This is a genomic window from Cupriavidus cauae, assembly GCF_026210475.1.
GTDB classification, from domain to species: Bacteria; Pseudomonadota; Gammaproteobacteria; order Burkholderiales; family Burkholderiaceae; genus Cupriavidus; species Cupriavidus cauae.
Window position 1 is genome coordinate 785,612 of record NZ_CP080293.1, and the last position, 17,558, is coordinate 803,169.

Sequence of the window (17,558 nt, forward strand, 5' to 3'; positions counted from 1 at the left end):
GCATGTGGGGCGGGCGTTGTGCCCGCATGGCGACCGCATGGTGGCCGGTCCTCGACCACGCTCGCTCGGGACCGTCACATCCCGTTACAAGTCCGGCGCGATCCTGTGGTGAATCGATCGCGGGGGTCCTTGCGGCTGCGCTACAGTGGCGGTTTTCCCGCGGACGTGTCGCAGCGGGTGCCAGTCAAGCTTTGTCCGGCGACAAACCGGCTGCGGGAGCGAAGCTCGACCGACAATCCGGGACGTCACCGAAGGCGGCAAGGATACCACCGCTGTCGTCCTCCGTTTTTTGCTCTGCAGCAAGCGGCGGGCGCGGAAATCGGTCGGAACGCCCTGTCGCCATGGCTTGTCGCAGCACTTTGGTGGCCCACCTTACTGGCCGCGGGCATGCCGGTCTGTGGGTACGCGTACCAACCGGATTGCTGGGTCAATTGCACCGCAATCGGGCATCCGGCCGCTCACCGCAGCGGACCGAGCCGCCCCGCCGGAACCGCCTTACCGAACCGCTTCACCGAATCGCCTCACCGAACCGCCTCACCGAACCGTCTCACCGAACCGCCTCACCGAATCCGACGATGAAAATTGCCGTTCTCGACGACTACCAGGATGCCGTGCGCAAGCTGGCCTGCTTCCAGCTGCTGCAGGGGCATGACGTCAAGGTGTTCAACAACACCGTCAAGGGCGTGGGCCAGCTGGCGGCGCGCCTGTCCGATGTCGAAGCCGTGGTGCTGATCCGCGAGCGCACCCGCATCACGCGCCAGCTGCTGGAGAAGCTGCCCAAGCTCAAGATCATCAGCCAGACCGGCCGGGTCGGCGGCGCCGGCAGCCATATCGACGTCGACGCCTGCACCGACCGCGGCGTGGTGGTGCTCGAAGGCGTCGGTTCGCCGGTCGCCCCGGCCGAGCTGACCTGGGCGCTGATCATGGCGGCGCAGCGGCGGATCCCGCAGTACGTCGCCAGCCTGAAGCACGGCGCCTGGCAGCAGTCGGGACTGAAATCGACCACGATGCCGCCCAATTTCGGGCTTGGCCAGGTGCTCAAGGGGCAGACGCTGGGCATCTGGGGCTACGGCAAGATCGGCCGCCTGGTGGCCGGCTATGGCCGCGCCTTCGGCATGAACGTGCTGGTGTGGGGCCGCGAGGGCTCGCAGACGGCCGCGCGCGAGGACGGCTTCGCGGTGGCCGAGTCCAGGGAGCAGCTGTTCGCCGACAGCGACGTGCTGTCGCTGCTGCTGCGGCTGAACGACGAGACGCGCCATATCGTCAAGCTGGCCGACCTGACCTCGATGAAGCCGACCGCGCTGTTCGTCAACACCAGCCGCGCCGAGCTGGTCGAGGAAAACGCGCTGGTGGCGGCGCTGAACCGGGGCCGGCCCGGCATGGCGGCGGTCGACGTGTTCGAGTCGGAGCCCATTCTGCAGGGCCACGCACTGCTGCGCATGGAGAACTGCATCTGCACGCCGCATCTGGGCTATGTCGAGCGCGACAGCTACGAGCTGTACTTCCGCACCGCGTTCCAGAACATCCTCGACGTGCTGTCCGGCGAGCACGGCAGCGTGGTCAATCCCAAGGCGCTGAGCCCCGCCTTGACGCGCTAGGGGCAGCCCGCCGCGGCGGACCGGCCCGCCCGTCCCCCGCGCGCGCGGCCGCGGTGGCGCCCGACCCGATTGGCGCAAAACCGCTACACTGCCGGGATTTCGCGGGCAGCGCCCGCGACCGCCCGCGCCCCGCGGGCCGACTCCCCGCACGCGCCCCATCATGGACCCCAGGCTTCTGACGCTTTGCGTCGGCAATTTCGTCATCGGCACCGGTGCGATGATCGTCACCGGCATGCTGAACGACATCGCCGGCGATTTCCATTTGAGCGCCGCCACCGCCGGCCAGCTGATCTCCGCCTTCGCGCTGGCCTGCTGCGTCGGCGCGCCGCTGTTTGCCACGATCGGTTCGCGCATCGACCGCCGGCTGCTGCTGGCCGGCGCCCTCGCGCTCTATGGCGTGCTGCATCTGGCCTCGGCGCTGGCGCCGAACTTCGGCACGCTGGTGGTGCTGCGCTTCGTCACGGCGATCGGCGCCGCCATCTATACCCCGCAGGCCGCCGCCACGCTGCCGCTGCTGGTCGACGCCAGGCTGCGCGGCCGGGCGATCAGCTTCGTGTTCCTCGGCTGGAGCGTGGCCAGCGTGGTCGGCGTGCCGATGGGCACCTGGATCAGCACCACGCTGGGCTGGCGCGTCAGCATGGGCGTGGTCGGCGTGATGGCGCTGGGCGTCGCGCTCGCGCTGTGGCGGGTGCTGCCGCGCGGGCTGATGGTGGCGCCGGTGGGCCGCGCGGCCTGGGGCGCGGTGCTGCGCCATACGCCGCTGCTGATGGTGGTCGGCGTCACCATGGTGTCGTCGGCCGGCATGTTCACGATGTTCACCTATATCGCGCCGATGCTGCGGGACGTCCATGGCGTCAGCGGCGGCGCGCTGAGCCTGATGTTCCTGGCCTACGGGGCCTGCGGCGTGCTCGGCAACGTCGTCGCCGCGGCGCGCATGGACCGCGCCACGCCGGCCCGCGTGGTGCACGTCGCGCTGGGCACCTCGCTGGCGGCGATGCTGCTGTGGCCGCTGACCGGCGTCGGCGCGGTCGCGCTGGTGCTGATCTTCATGCTGTGGGGCGTGGGCGGCTTCGCCACCAACAGCGCGCAGCAGGCGCGGCTGGTGGCGCTCGCGCCGGAGCGGGCGGCGGTGTCGATCTCGCTCAATTCCTCCTCGATCTATCTGGGCCAGGCGATCGGCGCGATGGTCGGCGCGGCGATCTACGCCACTGCGGGCGCGCACGCGCTGCACTGGGGCGCGGCCGCCCTGATGCTCGGCGCCTTGCTGCTGTCCGGGCGAGCCCGCGCCCTGGGCTGCCGCTGGCTGCGCCGGCAGGCGCCGCAGCAGGCCTGAGCGCGCCGGATCCAGAGCGCCCGGCCCGGCAGGTCCGTTTTCTGCTAATGTTTGATCCCTGATACAAAGACGGCCCCTCCCCTGTAATCGTTTGTAATACGGACGCGTCTGCCAACGCTTGCCAGATACGGCGCCATGGCGGTACCACTGGGGGCGGCCGGCCGCCCACCGGTTCCCAGAAGCCGGCGGCGGCCGTCCGGATGGGCACGGCGACAACGGGAGCGAACACGCGCATCAACAGCGCGGCGCAGCAGAGGGTCCTCGCATGAAATCGAAGGGTATCGACCAGGCCAAGGGCTTCGTCGAAAGCAACTGGAGCCAGGCCATGGGTACCGGCAGAAGTCGTGTGTCGCCCTGGCTGGCGCTGGCATTGGTCGTCCTGCTGGCGGGGGCCGGCTGGTTCGGCTGGAAGACATGGTTCGCCCCGAAGCCGCAGGCACAGGGACCGGCCCCGGTGGCGGTGACCACCGCGCTGGCGCGCCAGGGCGACGTGCCGCTGCAGGTCAGCGTCAACGGCAACGTGACGGCGCTGTCCACCGTCGAGGTGCGTCCGCAGGTCTCCAGCACCGTCCGCACCGTCCATATCCGCGAAGGCCAGACCGTCAAGCCCGGCGATCTGCTGTTCTCGCTCGACACCCGCATGGACGAGGCCAACCTGGCCCGCGCCCGCGCGCAGCTGCTGCGCGACCAGGCCGATCTGGCCGACGCCCGCCGTTCGCTGGCGCGCAGCGAGGAACTGGTCGCGCGCAACTTCATCTCGCGCAGCGCCGTCGATACCGCGCGCGCCAAGGTCGATGCGCTGGAGGCCACGGTACGCGCCGACCAGGCCGCGATCGAGGCCAGCCGCGTCGCGGTCAGCTACGGCGCGATCCGCGCTACCATCAGCGGCCGCACCGGCGTGATCAACGTCTTCCCCGGTTCGCTGGTGCTGCCGACCGCGGCCCAGCCGATGGTGACCATCGCGCAGATCCAGCCGATCGCCGTCACCTTCACGCTGCCCGAGCGCCAGCTCGCCGCGCTGCGCGACGCGCTGCGCAGCGGCCCGGTGCCGGTGAAAGCGCAGCCCAACGACGGCAATCCCGAACCGGTGCAGGGCCGCATCACCTTCGTCGACAACACCGTCGACCCGCAATACGGCACCATCCGCGTCAAGGCGCAGTTCGACAACGAGGCCCAGCGCCTGTGGCCCGGCACCTATGCGCGCGTCGAGGCGGTGGTGCAGACGCTGACCGGCGTGGTGTCGGTGCCGCCGCAGTCGGTGGTGACCGGACCCGAAGGCCGCTTCGTCTATGCGGTGCAGGCCGACGGCAAGGTCCGCGCGATGCCGGTGAAGATGCTGGCGGCGACCGCCGCCGCGGCAGTGGTCGAGGGCGTGCCGGCCGGCACGCGCGTGGTGGTCGAGGGCGTGCAGAACCTGCGCCCGGGCAGCGCCGTGCGCGAGGCCAGCGCCGCCGCCGCGGCGCCGGCCCCCGGGAAGCACTGACGCCATGACGCTGTCCGAACTCTGCATCCGCCGGCCCGTGATGACGGTGCTGCTGGCGATCGCGATCGTGGTCACCGGCATTGTGCTGTACCCGACCATCCCGATCGCCGCGCTGCCCAGCTTCAATTCGCCGGTGATCCAGGTCACCGCGCGGCTGCCCGGGGCGAGCCCCGAGACGATGGCCGCGTCGGTGGCCACGCCGCTGGAGAAGCAGTTCGCCACCATCCCGGGCGTGTCGGTGATCAGCTCGGCCAACACGCTGGGCAATTCCAGCATCACGATCGAGTTCAACAACGACCGCGACATCGATGCCGCGGCGGTCGACGTGCAATCGGCGCTGTTCCGCGCCCAGCGCTCGCTGCCGACCGAGATGAACGAGCCGCCGTCGTACCGCAAGGTCAATCCGGCCGACGCGGCGGTGATCCTGCTGGCGATCAATTCGCCGGCGATGAGCCTGGCCGAGCTGAACGCCTTCGGCGACAACCTGATCGCGCCGACGCTGTCGACGCTGCCCGGCGTCGCGCAGGTGCTGGTCTACGGCCAGAAGCGGTTCGCGGTGCGGGTGCGCGCGCGTCCCGATGCGCTGGCCGCGCGCGGCATGACGCTCGACGAGCTGGCCGGCGCGATCTCGCGCGCCAACGCCAACACGCCGGTGGGCACGCTCGACGGCGCGCGCCAGATGCTGACGATCCAGGCCAACCGCCAGCTGGCCGATGCCGACGCCTTCCGCAACATCATCGTCGCCAGCCAGCCCAACGGCTCGCTGGTGCGGCTCTCCGACGTGGCCGAGGTCGAGGACAGCGTCGAGACGCTGAAGACCGGCAGCTGGCTGAACAACGAACGCTCGATCGTGCTGGCGGTGCAGCGCCAGCCCGGCGCCAACACGGTGGCGGTGGTCGACGCGATCCGCGCGGCGCTGCCGCGGCTGGTGCAGCAGATGCCGGCCTCGGTCAACGTCAACGTGGTCAATGACCGTTCCCGCTCGGTGCGCGAGTCGATCCACGACGTGCAGTTCACGCTGGCGCTGACCGCGGCGCTGGTGGTGATGGTGATCTTCCTGTTCCTGCGCCGCGCCGCGGCCACGCTGATCCCGACGGTGTCGCTGCCGATCTCGCTGATCGGCACGGTCGCGCTGATGAAGGCGTTCGGCTACAGCCTGGACAACGTGTCGCTGCTGGCGATCACGCTGGCGGTGGGCCTGGTGGTGGACGACGCCATCGTGATGCTGGAGAACATCGTCCGCCATATCGAGGAAGGCATGGCGCCGTTGAAGGCGGCGCTGGTCGGCTCGCGCGAGATGGGCTTCACCATCGTGTCGATCTCGGTGTCGCTGGTGGCGGTGTTCATCCCGATCTTCTTCATGCCGGGCGTGATCGGCCTGCTGTTCCACGAGTTCGCCGCGGTGGTATCGCTGTCGATCCTGGTCTCCGCGCTGGTGTCGCTGACGCTGATCCCGATGCTGTGCGCGCGTTTCCTGTCGGCCGAGAACGTGCCGGTCGACGAATCGCAGCACGCCTACGGCGATGCGCCCCGCCATGCGCCCGCCCACGCCGCCGCGCCCGCCCAGCGGCAGAGCATCGGCCTGCGTTCGACGCAGTGGTTCGAGAACCTGTTCGAATACACGCTGCACCGCTATGCGCGCGGGCTCGACTGGTGCCTGGCGCATCGCCGCACCGTGCTGGCCGCGGCCGGCATGACCTTCGTGCTGACCGCGGTGCTGTTCGTGCTGATCCCCAAGGGCTTCTTCCCCGAAGAGGACATCGGCCAGATTCAGGTCAATGCCGACGGCCCGCAGGACATCTCGTTCGACGCGATGTCGACGCTGATGCGCGACGCGGCCGAGCGGATGCGCGCGAATCCGGCGGTCAAGAGCATCGTGGTGGCGATCGGCGGCGGCCCCTCGCCCGCCATCAATACCGGCCGCATGTTCATCGAACTGAAGCCCGGCGGCGAGCGGCCGAAGATGCCGCAGGTGGTCGAGTCGCTGCGCCGCGACGTGGCCGGCATTCCGGGGCTCAACGTCTATTTCCGTCCGGTGCAGAACCTGCAGCTGGGCGGCCGCGTCAGCAAGGCGCGCTATCAATACACGCTGCAGAGCGTGCAGTCGGGCAATCTGCAGACCGCCGCCGACAAGCTGATGGCCCGCATGCGCGCCGATCCGCTGTTCCGCGACGTCACCAGCGATTCGCAGCAGGCCGGCCTCGAGGCGCAGCTGGCGATCGACCGCGACAAGGCCAACTCGCTGGGCGTGCAGATGCAGGACGTGCGCACCGCGCTCTATACCGCGTTCGGCGAGCGCCAGGTGTCGACGATCTATACCTCGATCGACAGCTATTACGTGATCCTGCAGGCCGCGGACGTCGACCGCGTCGACGAGACCGCGTTCTCGAAGATCTATGTGCGCAGCACCAACGGCACGCTGGTGCCGCTGTCGGCGTTCGCGACCACCGAGCGCCGCGTCGGTCCGATCGCGGTCAATCACCAGGGGCAGCTGCCGTCGGTCACGGTGTCGTTCAACCTGGCACCGGGCGCGGCGCTGGGCGACGCGTCGGCGCGCATCGACCGCTTCAAGCAGGAAACCGCGATGCCGCAGGAGATCTTCACCAGCTGGGGCGGCGATGCGGCGGTGTTCCAGTCGTCGCAGGCGACACAGGTGATCCTTCTGATCGCGGCGATCGCGGTGATCTACGTGCTGCTTGGCGTGCTGTACGAAAGCTATATCCACCCGCTGACGATCCTCGCTGGGCTGCCCTCGGCGGCGGTTGGCGCGCTGCTGACGCTGTTCCTGTTCCGCGTCGAGCTGTCGCTGATCGCGATCATCGGCGTGCTGATGCTGATCGGCATCGTCAAGAAGAACGCCATCATGATGATCGACTTCGCACTGGCCGCGCAGCGCGAGCAGGGCATGCCGCCGGCGAAGGCGATCCGCCAGGCCTGCCTGCTGCGCTTCCGTCCGATCATGATGACCACGCTGGCCGCCATCATGGGCGCGCTGCCGATCGCGCTCGGCCTCGGTGCCGGCGCCGAGCTGCGCCAGCCACTGGGCCTGGCCGTGGTCGGCGGACTGCTGTTCTCGCAGGTCATCACGCTGTTCATCACGCCGGTGATCTACCTGGCGCTGGACCGCTTCTCCGGCAGCGGCCCCTTGGAGATCGATGCGGACGGCAATCGCGTGCCGGCGACGGTGGGAGCGGATGCGGGCCGCTGAAGGCGGACCCCGCGGCATGGCGAAGGTCGCCGCCATGGCGGCCGCGCTTGCCCTGCTTGCCGGCTGCGCCACGGCGCCCGCGCATCCCGAGGGCGATGCGCATGGCTACGCGCATGACGGCGCGCATGTCGGCGCGCACGACGGCACGCATCGGCTCGCAGCGTTCCGCTATGTCTTGCTGGGCGAGGTCCACGACAACCCCGAAGGGCATCGGCGCCGGCTCGCGTCGCTGACCGAGGCGATCGACGCGGGCTGGCGGCCCGCCATCGCGATGGAGCAATTCGATCGCGAGCGGCAGGCGGATCTGGACCGGGCACGCCGCGAGCGGCCGGGCGATGCCGATCATCTGATCGCGCGGGCCGGCGCCGCCGGATGGGACTGGTCGCTGTACCGGCCCGTCATCGCGCTGGCGTTGCGGCACGACCTGCCGCTGATCGCCGCCAACCTGTCGCGCGACGATGCCCGCGGCGTGATGCGGGGCGGCGACGTGTTCGGCGCGGCCGAGCGCGAACGGCTCGGGCTGGCGCGGCCGCTGCCGGCCGATCTCGCCGCCGCGCAGACGGCGGTGCTAGACGGCAGCCATTGCGGCCATTTCCCGCGTGCGATGTTGCCCGGCATGCTGAACGCCCAGGCCGCGCGCGATGCCGTGATGGCGGCCGCGCTGAGGGCGCACGCGGCGCACGGCGTGGTGCTGCTGGCAGGCAACGGCCATGTGCGCGAGGACATCGGCGTGCCGCGCTGGCTCGGCGCGAAGCCCGCCGAGGTGCTGACGGTCGCGTATCTCGAGAGGGCCGCGCCAGACGAGGCCGGCGCCTACGACCACGTGGTGCTGGTGCCGCCGGTGCAGCGGCCCGATCCCTGCGGCAACGCGCGCCCGGCCGCGCGCTGAGCACGCGCGGTCCTGCGCTGAGCGCGCCAGGTGCTGACGCGGCCGTTCCTGCGCCGAGCGCGCATGCCCCCGCGCTAGTCGTGACGGCGGCCCGTGCCGCCGCCCCCCGTGCCGCCGCCCATCAGATGCGGCCACGGCCCCTGGCCCGCCAGCGTGTCGCCCGGATTGCGCAAGGGGCACGCCTTCAGAGACAGGCAGCCGCAGCCGATGCAGCCGTCGAGCTGGTCGCGCAACTGGGTCAGCGTGCGGATGCGCTCGTCCAGGTCTTCGCGCCACGCCGCCGACAGCCGGCGCCAGTCGGCCACCGTCGGCGCGCGTCCTTCCGGCAGCCGCGCCATCGCCTCGGCGATCGAGGCCAGCGGCAAGCCCATGCGCTGCGCCACGCGGATCACCGCCAGCTGCCGCAGCACCGCGCGCGCATAGCGCCGCTGGTTGCCGGCGCTGCGCGTGCTGCGGATCAAGCCCTTGGACTCGTAGAAATGCAGCGCGGACACGGCCAGGCCCGTGCGTGCCGCGACCTCGCCGACCGACAGCAGGTCGGCGGCCTTGGGGCCGCGCTGGCGGACCGGCCGTTCGATCGGCTCGTCGCTGGATGGCTGGCGTCGACGGCGTTCGATCGATTCGTCGTTGGATGGCTTGCGTGGCGGCGGTTCGATCGATGGGTCGTTGGAAGGCTTGCGTGGCATGGCGGGATTGCGTCGGTCTTCGCGCGAAAGTCCCAATGCTAGCAGGGTCACGGTTGACCTCAGGTTAACTTGAGGTTCGATACTGGCGCCACTCCGTTTCCTCAACGGGCGGGCGCGCCGAACCGCGGCGCGCTCCGTATCCGATCCTCATCGAGAACTCCGCCATGATCGAATCGCGCCGTCCCGCCTGCAGCCTGCACTTCGTCAATCCGCATGGCCTGTACGACCCCAGTCCGAATGCCTATTCGCACGTCGCGGTGGCGACCGCGCCGGGCCGCATCGTGTTCGCCAGCGGCCAGGGCGGCGAGGACCAGCACGGCACGTTGGCGCCGGATTTCGCCGGACAGGTGCGGCGCGCGCTGGAGAACCTGGAGATTGCGCTGCATGCCGGCGGCGCGGACCTGCGCGACGTGGCCAAGCTGACCGTGTTGATCGTCGACCATTCGCTGGAACGCCTGCAGGAATTCGGCGCCGAACTGCGGCGCATGTGGGGCACGCGTCCGCCGCCGGCCTGCACGCTGATTCCGGTATCGCGGCTGGCACTGGACGGCATGCTGTTCGAGATCGAGGCGACCGCGGTGGTGTCGCGCTAGGCGCGGCGGAACGGCAGTACGGCAGAGCGCGGGGCAGCGCAGCAGTGGAACGGCAGAGCGGTGAGCGACGAGCGGCCGGGCGCAAACCCGCAGTGCCGCGGATCTGTGGCGACTCAGCCGAACAGCTCCTCGGCGACCGTCGGGTGCAGCTGCATCGTCGTCTCCAGATGCGACAGCCGCACGCCCAGCCGCAGCGCGACCGCGATCGACTGCGCGATCTCGGGCGCGGCGTTGTCGAGCAGATGCACGCCGAGCACGCGCCCGCTGCGCGCGTTGTAAACCACCTTCATCACCGACGGCATCGTGTTGCCGGCGAAGCGGTTCTCCAGCGAGACGAAGCGCTTGATGCGCGTGCCGATGCGTTCCGGCTTGCCGGCGGCTTCGATCGCCGCCGCTTCGGTCAGTCCGACGCTGCCGATCGCGGGTTCGCAGAACACCGCGGTGGGGATCACGTCGAAGTCGGCGCGCTCGCCGCGCCGGCCGAACAGCCGGTCGGCCAGCCAGCGGCCCTGCGCGGTGGCCACCGGCGTCAGCTGCGGTCCTTCGGTGACGTCGCCGATCGCATGGATGCCGCGCACGCTGGTGCGGAACTGCCGGTCCACGCGCAGGCCGCGCTGTCCGCGCGCCACGCCCAGCGCCTCGAGGCCCAGCCCGTCGAGATTGGGTTCGCGCCCGATTGCGGCCAGCGCCGCCTGCGCGCGCACGCTGTGGATCCGTTCCCTGCCCTTGCCGTTCTTGCCACCGTTCCCGCCGCTTCCGCTTCCGCTGCTGCTGCCGCTGCTGCCGCTTCCGCTGATCGCGCCCTCCTCCACCTGCCGGTAGCAGACCTCGATCGCGCCGTTGGCCTGGTCGAGCAGCGTCACGTCGGTATTCAGATGCAGCCGCACGCCCTTGGCTGTCAGGGCCTCGGCCAGCGCGAGCGCGATGTCCTCGTCGAAGTTTTCCAGCAGCCGCGACTCGCGCACCAGCATGTCGACCTTGACGCCGTAGCGCGACAGGATCGATGCCATCTCGACCGCGATATAGCCGCCGCCGATCACCACCAGCGAGGCCGGCACGCCGTTCCACTGGAACACGTCGTCGGAGGTGCTGGCCAGCTCGCCGCCGGGCACGGGCAGCGGTGCCGGCCGCGAACCGGTAGCGATCAGGATGCGGCGCGCCTGCAGCGTGTCGCCGCCGACCCGTACCTCGCCCGGCGCGGTGACCATCGCCTCGCCGCGCAGCACCTGCACGCCGGCTTCCTGCAGCCGCTGTGTATAGCTGGCATGCAGCCGCGCCATCTCGGCCTTGACGCGAACGATGGCGTCGTTCCAGTCCTCGCGTCCGCCGGTATGCGACAGGCAGCCCGACAGGATCGCGGCCCAGGTCGCGCCGTAGTGCAGCATCTTCTTGGGAATGCAGCCGCGGTTCACGCAGGTGCCGCCGATCTGCTCGCGCTCCACCAAGATCACGCTGGCGCCGTGCGAGGCCGCCCGCATCGCCGCGGCCACGCCGGCCGAGCCGCCGCCGATCACGACGAAGTCGGCCTGGCGCGCGCGGCCGGCGCCGGCGTTGCCCTTGCCGCGCGGCACGCGCTCCATCCGGGGTTCGGCCGATACCTTGCTTGCGCGCTTGCGTTCGTTGTCGTTGCCAGCTTGCCGCTTCGTCATCTATGCCTCCTGCCGCGGCGCGCCGGCCGCGAGAATTCCGCAAGAACACCGAAGGGAGCAGCCGCCGCGCCGCTCCCGCGCTACGAGGCCGGCGCCAGATCCGCTGGCGCCTGCGCCGTCCATTCGCGCAGGAAGGTTTCGCCATCGCGCCGGCCCAGGTCGTAGGCCAGCGTCATGCCTTCCGGGCGCGTGTAATCCCAGCTCGAGATCGGCACCCGCCGCGACGGTTGCACATACAGGCGCCGCTGGCCGTTCCACTCCATCACGAAACGGCGCGGGCGCGGATACAGCCGGGTCATCAGCACCAGCACGTCGCCGGGCGTGGCGTCGAGCGCGTCGACCGGCACGTTGTCGACCAGGCCGCCGTCGAGCACCGCGCGGCCATCGCGCCGCAACACGGGCGTGAACGGCGGCGTGCACGACGACTGCAGCAAAAGGTCTGCCAGCTGCTCCGGCGTGGCGCAGTCCTGGGCCCGTACGAATTCGGGATGAAAGCCCAGCGTGCGGCCCAGCCGAGGATGCAGCGTCTTGAGCAGATGCTTGTCGATGTTGTAGGCCAGCAGTCCCGCCATCACCGCCAGCCGCGGTCCGCACCAGCGCGGGATATGCGCGACGCCGATGCGGATCTCGGGCGCCGCCTGCAGCCGCTCCAGGCGGCCGTCCCCCAGGATCGACAGCAGGGCCGCCCGGTAGATGCCGTAATGCGGAAACACGCGCTGGTTGCCGAGCAGGTTGCGCCAGTTGACGTTGCGCTTGTTGCCGGCCAGCACGCCGCGGTAGTAGTCCATCACCTGCCGCGACTCGTGCGTGTAAATCATGCAGGCGGTGGCAGCACCGGCCGAGATGCCGGCGATCACGCGCGGGCGCAGCCCGAGCTCGGGGGCGACGGTGTCCCACCAGCCCGCCTGCCACCAGCAGCGATTGCCGCCGCCGGCGAAGACCACCTGCTCGAAGGGCCCGCCGTACTGCGGCGCACGCGACGGCGTGCGCGACGGCGCGGTGCTGGCGTCGGTGGCCATGTCCGGGCGGGCGGCCGACCCCGTCATAGCAGCGCGTAGGTGGTGGTTGCCTGCACGGCCAGCTTGCCGTCGGGGCCGCGCAGCGCGATCTCCCCGAACACGACGGTCTTGCCCAGCCGCAGCACGGTGGCCTGCACCAGCATGTCGCCCTCGATCACGGGGCGCATGAAATTGGTGGTCAGGCTGACGGTGGTCATCGGGCGGAAGCCGCCGAGCGCGCTGGAGATCGCGACGATCATCGCGGTGTCGGCCGCGGACATCAGCACCTGGCCGCAGACCACGCCGCCGGCGTGGCGAAGGGAAGGATCGAAGGGCAGCCGCAGCGTGACGCTGTCGGCGTCGACGCGCTCGGCGCGCAGGTTCAGCTGGCGGACCCAGGGCGCCAGCACGCGCTCCAGGATGGCGTCGATGTCGGCGATGGCAAGCGTCGTCTCTGGCATGGCGGCCCGTCGGTGGTCCTCGGTTGTCCTGGCCGCCCGGCTACTCGGTCTCCTCCGGGGCGGCGCGATGTTTCAGCCAATGATACAGGGGGCCGGTACACAGCACCACGAAGGCCATCCGGATCACGTGGAAGGCCGTGACCAGCGGCACGCCGAGCTCGAGCACCTTGGCGGTGATGCACATCTCGGCGATGCCGCCCGGCGTGGTACCGAGGATCACGGTGGCCGGATGCGCGCCGGACAGCGCCGCCAGTCCCCAGCCGAACAGCGCCGATATCACCAGCGCGACCAGCGTGTACAGCGCCACGCCGCCGAGAAAGCGCGGCGCGGTATGCAGGAATTCGCGCGAGAAACGCACGCCGAGCGAGACGCCGATCAGCAGCTGGCCGGCGTGGCTCATCGAGGTGGGGATCGCGGACAGCTCGATGCCCGAGGCGGTCAGCACCGCGGCGGCGATCAGCGTGCCGATGACGAAGGGGTTGGGCAGGTTCAGCCGGTTCATCAGCAGCGCGAAGGCCACCGTGATGGCGATCAGCGCGGCCAGCCCGAGCGCATCGACGGTGCGCGGTCCCGGGATATAGGTATCGAGGCCATGAATACCGCCATACTGGAAAAGCGCAGGCACGATTACTACCACCAATAACACGCGCAGCGAATGCGCGGCCGCGACCTGGTCGATGCGCGCGCCGTTGCGCTCGGCAAGATTGGCCATCTCCGAGGCGCCGCCGATCGCGGTGGAGAAGAACGCGGTCTTGAAGGCGACCCCGGTGGTCCGGCGCAGCATCAGCGCGCCGGCGGTGCCGAGCACCAGCGCGAACAGCGAGCCGGCGATCACGTAGGGCGAGAACTCGACCAGCTTGGCCACCACGTCGGGCGTGAAGTAGAGCCCCAGCGAGGTACCGATGGCCCATTGGCCGGCGTTGCGGGCCTGCGATGGCGCGCGCAGGTCGGCGCCCATCATGCGGGCGGCGGCCACGGCCAGCAGCGGGCCGATCATCCAGGGCAGCGGCGTGCGCAGCCATTCGCACAGCAGGGCGGCGCCCAGTCCAAGCAGCAGCGTCAGCAGCGTCGGACGCCAACGGGAGAGTACGGATCGCATGGCGGTGGCAGGCTGGCGCAGGGCGCCGCCGCTTTCTTGTGGTGAGAGGAGAGCAGGCAAACGACAAGGCCCGGGAGCCCCGGGCCTTGTGGCGTCACGCGCATTGTCGCGCATTGTGGCGCGGGATGTCGCGCTTCATGTCACCGCTTCATGTCGCCGCTTCATGTCGCGCCCGATGCCACGCCTGATGCCGCGCGACCCCTGCCCCCGCGCGGATCAATTGGCCGCGTCGGCCACGCCCCGCATCGCCGAACGCCGCGACAGCCAGCGCAGCAGGCGCGGGACCACGACGACCGCCACCGTCAGCGCCAGGATCGAGGCCGAGATCGGATGGCGCAGGAACATCGTCCAGTCGCCCTGGCTGATCGACAGCGCGTTGCGCAGCTGCTTCTCGGCCATCGGCCCGAGGATCATGCCGACAATCACCGGCGCGGTCGGGAAGTCGAAGCGGCGCATCGCCATGCCGAGCAGGCCGATCAGGAACAGCAGCAGCAGGTCGAAGGCCGACTGGCGGATGCCGTAGGCACCCAGGCCCGCGAAGATCAGGATGCCGCCATAGAGCAGCGGCGTCGGGATGCGCAGCATGCGGACCCACAGGCCGATCGCCGGCAGGTTCAGCACCAGCAGCATCACGTTGCCGATATAGAGCGAGGCGAGCAGGCCCCAGACCAGGTCGCCCGAGGTCTGGAACAGCATCGGACCGGGCTGCAGGTTGTAGTTCTGGAACGCCGCCAGCATGATCGCCGTGGTGTTCGAGGTCGGGATGCCCAGCGTCAGCAGCGGCGCCAGCGTGGCGGTCACCGCGGCGTTGTTGGCCGCTTCGGGCCCGGCCACGCCCTCGATCGCGCCCTTGCCGAATTCCTCAGGATGCTTGCTCAGCTTCTTCTCGCTGGCATACGACAGGAAGGTCGGGATCTCGGCGCCGCCCGCCGGAATCAGCCCGAACGGAAAGCCGATGAAGGTGCCGCGCAGCCAGGCCGGGATCGAACGCTTCCAGTCCGAGCGCGACATCATCACCTGCCCGACCTTGTTGAAGGTGCCCTCCGGCTGCGGGAAGAAGGCGTTGAACAGCGCCTCGCCGACCGCGAACAGGCCGACCGCGACGACGACGATGTCGATGCCGTCGTACAGCTCCTGGATGCCCAGCGTGTAGCGGGTCTGGCCCGACAGCGAGTCCATGCCGATCAGGCCGATGCCCAGGCCCAGGAACAGGCTGGTCATGCCGCGCAGCAGCGAGGAGCCCAGCACGGCCGACACCGTGGTGAAGGCCAGCAGCATGATCATGAAGTACTCGCCCGGACCGAACTGCAGCGCGACGTCGGCCGCGACCGGCGCGAACAGCGACAGCAGCACGGTGGCGATGGTGCCGGCGACGAAGGAGCCGATCGCCGCGGTGGCCAGCGCCGGGCCGGCGCGGCCCCGCTTGGCCATCAGGTTGCCTTCCATCGCGGTGATCATCGTCGACGACTCGCCCGGCGTGTTCATCAGGATCGAGGTGGTCGAGCCGCCGTACATCGCCCCGTAGTAGATGCCGGCGAACATGATCAGCGCCGCGGTTGGCTCGACCTTGGCGGTCAGCGGCAGCAGCATCGCCACCGTCAGCGCCGGGCCGATGCCGGGCAGCACGCCGATCGCGGTGCCCAGGAAGCAGCCGACCAGGGCCCACATCAGGTTCAGCGGCGTGATGGCGACGGCAAAGCCGTTCATCAGTTGATTCAGCGTATCCATTTGCGTGTCTCCGGCCTTGCAGGCCCGCGATTTAGAGGCCGCGATTTACAGGCCGACGATCGGCAGCAGCGGCAGGTTGATGCCGAGCAGGAAATCGAACAGCAACCACATCGGCACCGTGATCGCCAGCCCGATCAGCGCGTCGCGGACGACGCGGCGGCTGCCGTAGCCGCGCGCGACGCAGACCATCAGCAGCGTGGACGCCAGCACGAAGCCCAGCGCGCCGATCAGCGCCATGTTCAGCAGCAGGCCGGCGGCAACCCACAACAGGCCGCGCAGGCTGTGCGGCTGCGACGGCAGCTCGGCGTCTTCCTCGGGCATCGCCCGAAAGCCGCCGCGTACGCCCTGCCAGGTCAGCAGCGCGCCGCAGATGGCCAGGCCCACGCCGACCAGCGTGGGAACGAAACGCGGCGACAGGCCGGCGTAGCCGGATTCGCCCGAGATGCCGCCCAGGCCGGCGAAGAAGCAGGCCGACAGCAACAGCACGACGATGCCGATGGCAGTGTGGGAAGGTTTCACGATGGGCTCCGGATCGAGGCCGGATGCGGGGTGCGCATCCGGCGGGGCGGAAAACGAACGGGCCGCGGTCCGGGAGGCCGCGGCGCCGGGGCAGCTGTCAGGTCCAGATCGGCCGGTAGGGCGGAAGGGCCGGAACGGCCGAATGGACCGGGTCGACAGGAAAGGCGCGCAAGGCGGGGAAGGCGAAAAATGCCCGAGGCCTCGACGGCCTTACTTGGCCACGCCCAGTTCGCGCAGCATCGCGCCCAGGCGGGCCGATTCGGCGTCCACGAACTTGCCGAACTCGTCGCCGGTCAGCAGGAACGGCGTCCAGTCGTTCTTGGCCAGCGCCTGCTTCCACGACGGCGATTCGGTCGCCTTGACCACCGCGTCGATCAGCGCCTTGCGCTGCTCGGGGGTGATGCCCGGCGCGCCATAGACGCCGCGCCAGTTGTAGATCTCGACGTTGATGCCCTGCTCCTTCAGCGTCGGGATATCGGCGACGCGGTCCTTCGAGGTCACCGCCAGCGCGCGCATCTTGCCGCTCTTGATGAAGGGCAGGAACTCGGACACGCCGGCGATGCCGGCCGTCACGTGGCCGCCCAGCACCGAGGCCGAGGCCTCGCCGCCGCCCTGGAAGGGCACGTAGTTGATGCGCTTCGGATCGACGCCGATGTCCTTGGCGATCAGGCCCGCCAGGATATGGTCGATCGAACCCTTGGAGCCGCCGCCCCAGCTGACGCTGCCCGGATTGGCCTTGAGCTGCGCGGTCAGGTCCTTGATCGACTTGATCGGCGAGCTGGCCGGCACGGTGATCACCATCGTGTCGGTGAACAGCCGCGCCACCGGGGTGGCGTTCTTCAGCGTGACCGGCGGCTTGTTGGTCTCGATCGCGCCGACCATCACCGCGCCGGTGACCAGCAGCGCGTTGGGATTGCCCTTGTCGGTGTTGACGAACTGGGTCAGGCCGATGGTGCCGCCCGCGCCGCCGCGGTTGTCGTACGAGGCCGACTTGGCCACGCCGGCGGACACCATCGCGGCGCCCAGCGTGCGCCCGGCCTGGTCCCAGCCGCCGCCGGGGTTGGCGCCGATCATGAACTTGGCGGTGTCGACGGCGAAGGCCGGGCCGGCCGCCACGGCGGCGCCGATCAGGGCAAATTGGAAAAGGCGGGGAAGTCGGACGAGGGTGCGGCGCATGGCGTCTCCTGCTTGCGATATCGTGGTTTTATCGTTCAGTGGCCGCTTGTACGGCCATGGCGGCGATTCTAGGAGCCGGAAACTGTCAATAAGCTGTCAAAACGACAGCTTTTGGACTGGGGTTTACGCGGATCGGGT

The 17,558-nt window shown here is 70.0% G+C and carries 14 protein-coding genes; 6 read left to right on the plus strand and 8 right to left on the minus strand.

Features of this window, described 5'->3' with window-relative positions; all coding sequences use genetic code 11:
* Window positions 1–575: 575 nt before the first annotated feature.
* From KZ686_RS03555 to KZ686_RS03575, 5 genes are all read left to right on the plus strand, one after another.
* Window positions 576–1,598, plus strand: a complete 1,023-nt coding sequence (locus tag KZ686_RS03555) for a D-2-hydroxyacid dehydrogenase family protein (protein WP_150083193.1) — start codon at window positions 576–578, stop codon at window positions 1,596–1,598.
* 160 nt (window positions 1,599–1,758) lie between these two features.
* Complete coding sequence (locus KZ686_RS03560; protein ID WP_149317419.1) at window positions 1,759–2,931, plus strand: MFS transporter; 1,173 nt, start codon at window positions 1,759–1,761, stop codon at window positions 2,929–2,931.
* A 265-nt stretch (window positions 2,932–3,196) separates the two neighbouring features.
* A complete protein-coding gene (locus KZ686_RS03565; protein ID WP_149317418.1) occupies window positions 3,197–4,414 on the plus strand; it encodes an efflux RND transporter periplasmic adaptor subunit in 1,218 nt (405 codons plus the stop codon).
* 4 nt (window positions 4,415–4,418) lie between these two features.
* Window positions 4,419–7,622, plus strand: coding sequence for an efflux RND transporter permease subunit (locus tag KZ686_RS03570; RefSeq protein ID WP_265633022.1), 3,204 nt, complete (start codon window positions 4,419–4,421; stop codon window positions 7,620–7,622).
* Between the two features lie 16 nt (window positions 7,623–7,638).
* Window positions 7,639–8,511 (plus strand): ChaN family lipoprotein, encoded by an 873-nt coding sequence (locus KZ686_RS03575; RefSeq protein WP_265633023.1) that lies wholly within the window; start codon window positions 7,639–7,641, stop codon window positions 8,509–8,511.
* A gap of 74 nt (window positions 8,512–8,585) precedes the next feature.
* Here KZ686_RS03575 and soxR read toward each other — a convergent pair whose 3' ends face one another.
* The gene (soxR, locus tag KZ686_RS03580) at window positions 8,586–9,197 is read right to left on the minus strand and encodes a redox-sensitive transcriptional activator SoxR (protein ID WP_407648503.1); all 612 of its coding nucleotides are present in this window, start codon (window positions 9,195–9,197) and stop codon (window positions 8,586–8,588) included.
* A gap of 164 nt (window positions 9,198–9,361) precedes the next feature.
* Between soxR and KZ686_RS03585 the strand changes: the two genes are divergently transcribed.
* Window positions 9,362–9,790, plus strand: coding sequence for a RidA family protein (locus KZ686_RS03585; protein WP_149317416.1), 429 nt, complete (start codon window positions 9,362–9,364; stop codon window positions 9,788–9,790).
* Window positions 9,791–9,903: 113 nt separating this feature from the next.
* Here the strand turns inward: KZ686_RS03585 and KZ686_RS03590 are convergent, their stop codons facing one another.
* The 7 genes from KZ686_RS03590 to KZ686_RS03620 form a co-directional block, all read right to left on the minus strand.
* Window positions 9,904–11,439, minus strand: a complete 1,536-nt coding sequence (locus tag KZ686_RS03590; protein WP_265633024.1) for a dihydrolipoyl dehydrogenase family protein — start codon at window positions 11,437–11,439, stop codon at window positions 9,904–9,906.
* A gap of 80 nt (window positions 11,440–11,519) precedes the next feature.
* Window positions 11,520–12,458, minus strand: a complete 939-nt coding sequence (locus KZ686_RS03595; protein ID WP_407648527.1) for a patatin-like phospholipase family protein — start codon at window positions 12,456–12,458, stop codon at window positions 11,520–11,522.
* A gap of 23 nt (window positions 12,459–12,481) precedes the next feature.
* On the minus strand, window positions 12,482–12,898 hold the full coding sequence (locus KZ686_RS03600; RefSeq protein WP_006579522.1) for a PaaI family thioesterase: 417 nt from the start codon (window positions 12,896–12,898) through the stop codon (window positions 12,482–12,484).
* 40 nt (window positions 12,899–12,938) lie between these two features.
* Window positions 12,939–13,997, minus strand: coding sequence for an AbrB family transcriptional regulator (locus tag KZ686_RS03605; protein WP_226107860.1), 1,059 nt, complete (start codon window positions 13,995–13,997; stop codon window positions 12,939–12,941).
* 216 nt (window positions 13,998–14,213) lie between these two features.
* Window positions 14,214–15,725 carry a tripartite tricarboxylate transporter permease gene (locus KZ686_RS03610; protein WP_149317413.1) on the minus strand — a complete coding sequence of 504 codons (1,512 nt, stop codon included), beginning with the start codon at window positions 15,723–15,725 and terminating at the stop codon, window positions 14,214–14,216.
* Window positions 15,726–15,770: 45 nt separating this feature from the next.
* Window positions 15,771–16,244, minus strand: coding sequence for a tripartite tricarboxylate transporter TctB family protein (locus KZ686_RS03615; protein ID WP_265633026.1), 474 nt, complete (start codon window positions 16,242–16,244; stop codon window positions 15,771–15,773).
* Between the two features lie 210 nt (window positions 16,245–16,454).
* Complete coding sequence (locus KZ686_RS03620) at window positions 16,455–17,420, minus strand: tripartite tricarboxylate transporter substrate binding protein (protein WP_149317411.1); 966 nt, start codon at window positions 17,418–17,420, stop codon at window positions 16,455–16,457.
* Window positions 17,421–17,558 lie beyond the last annotated feature (138 nt).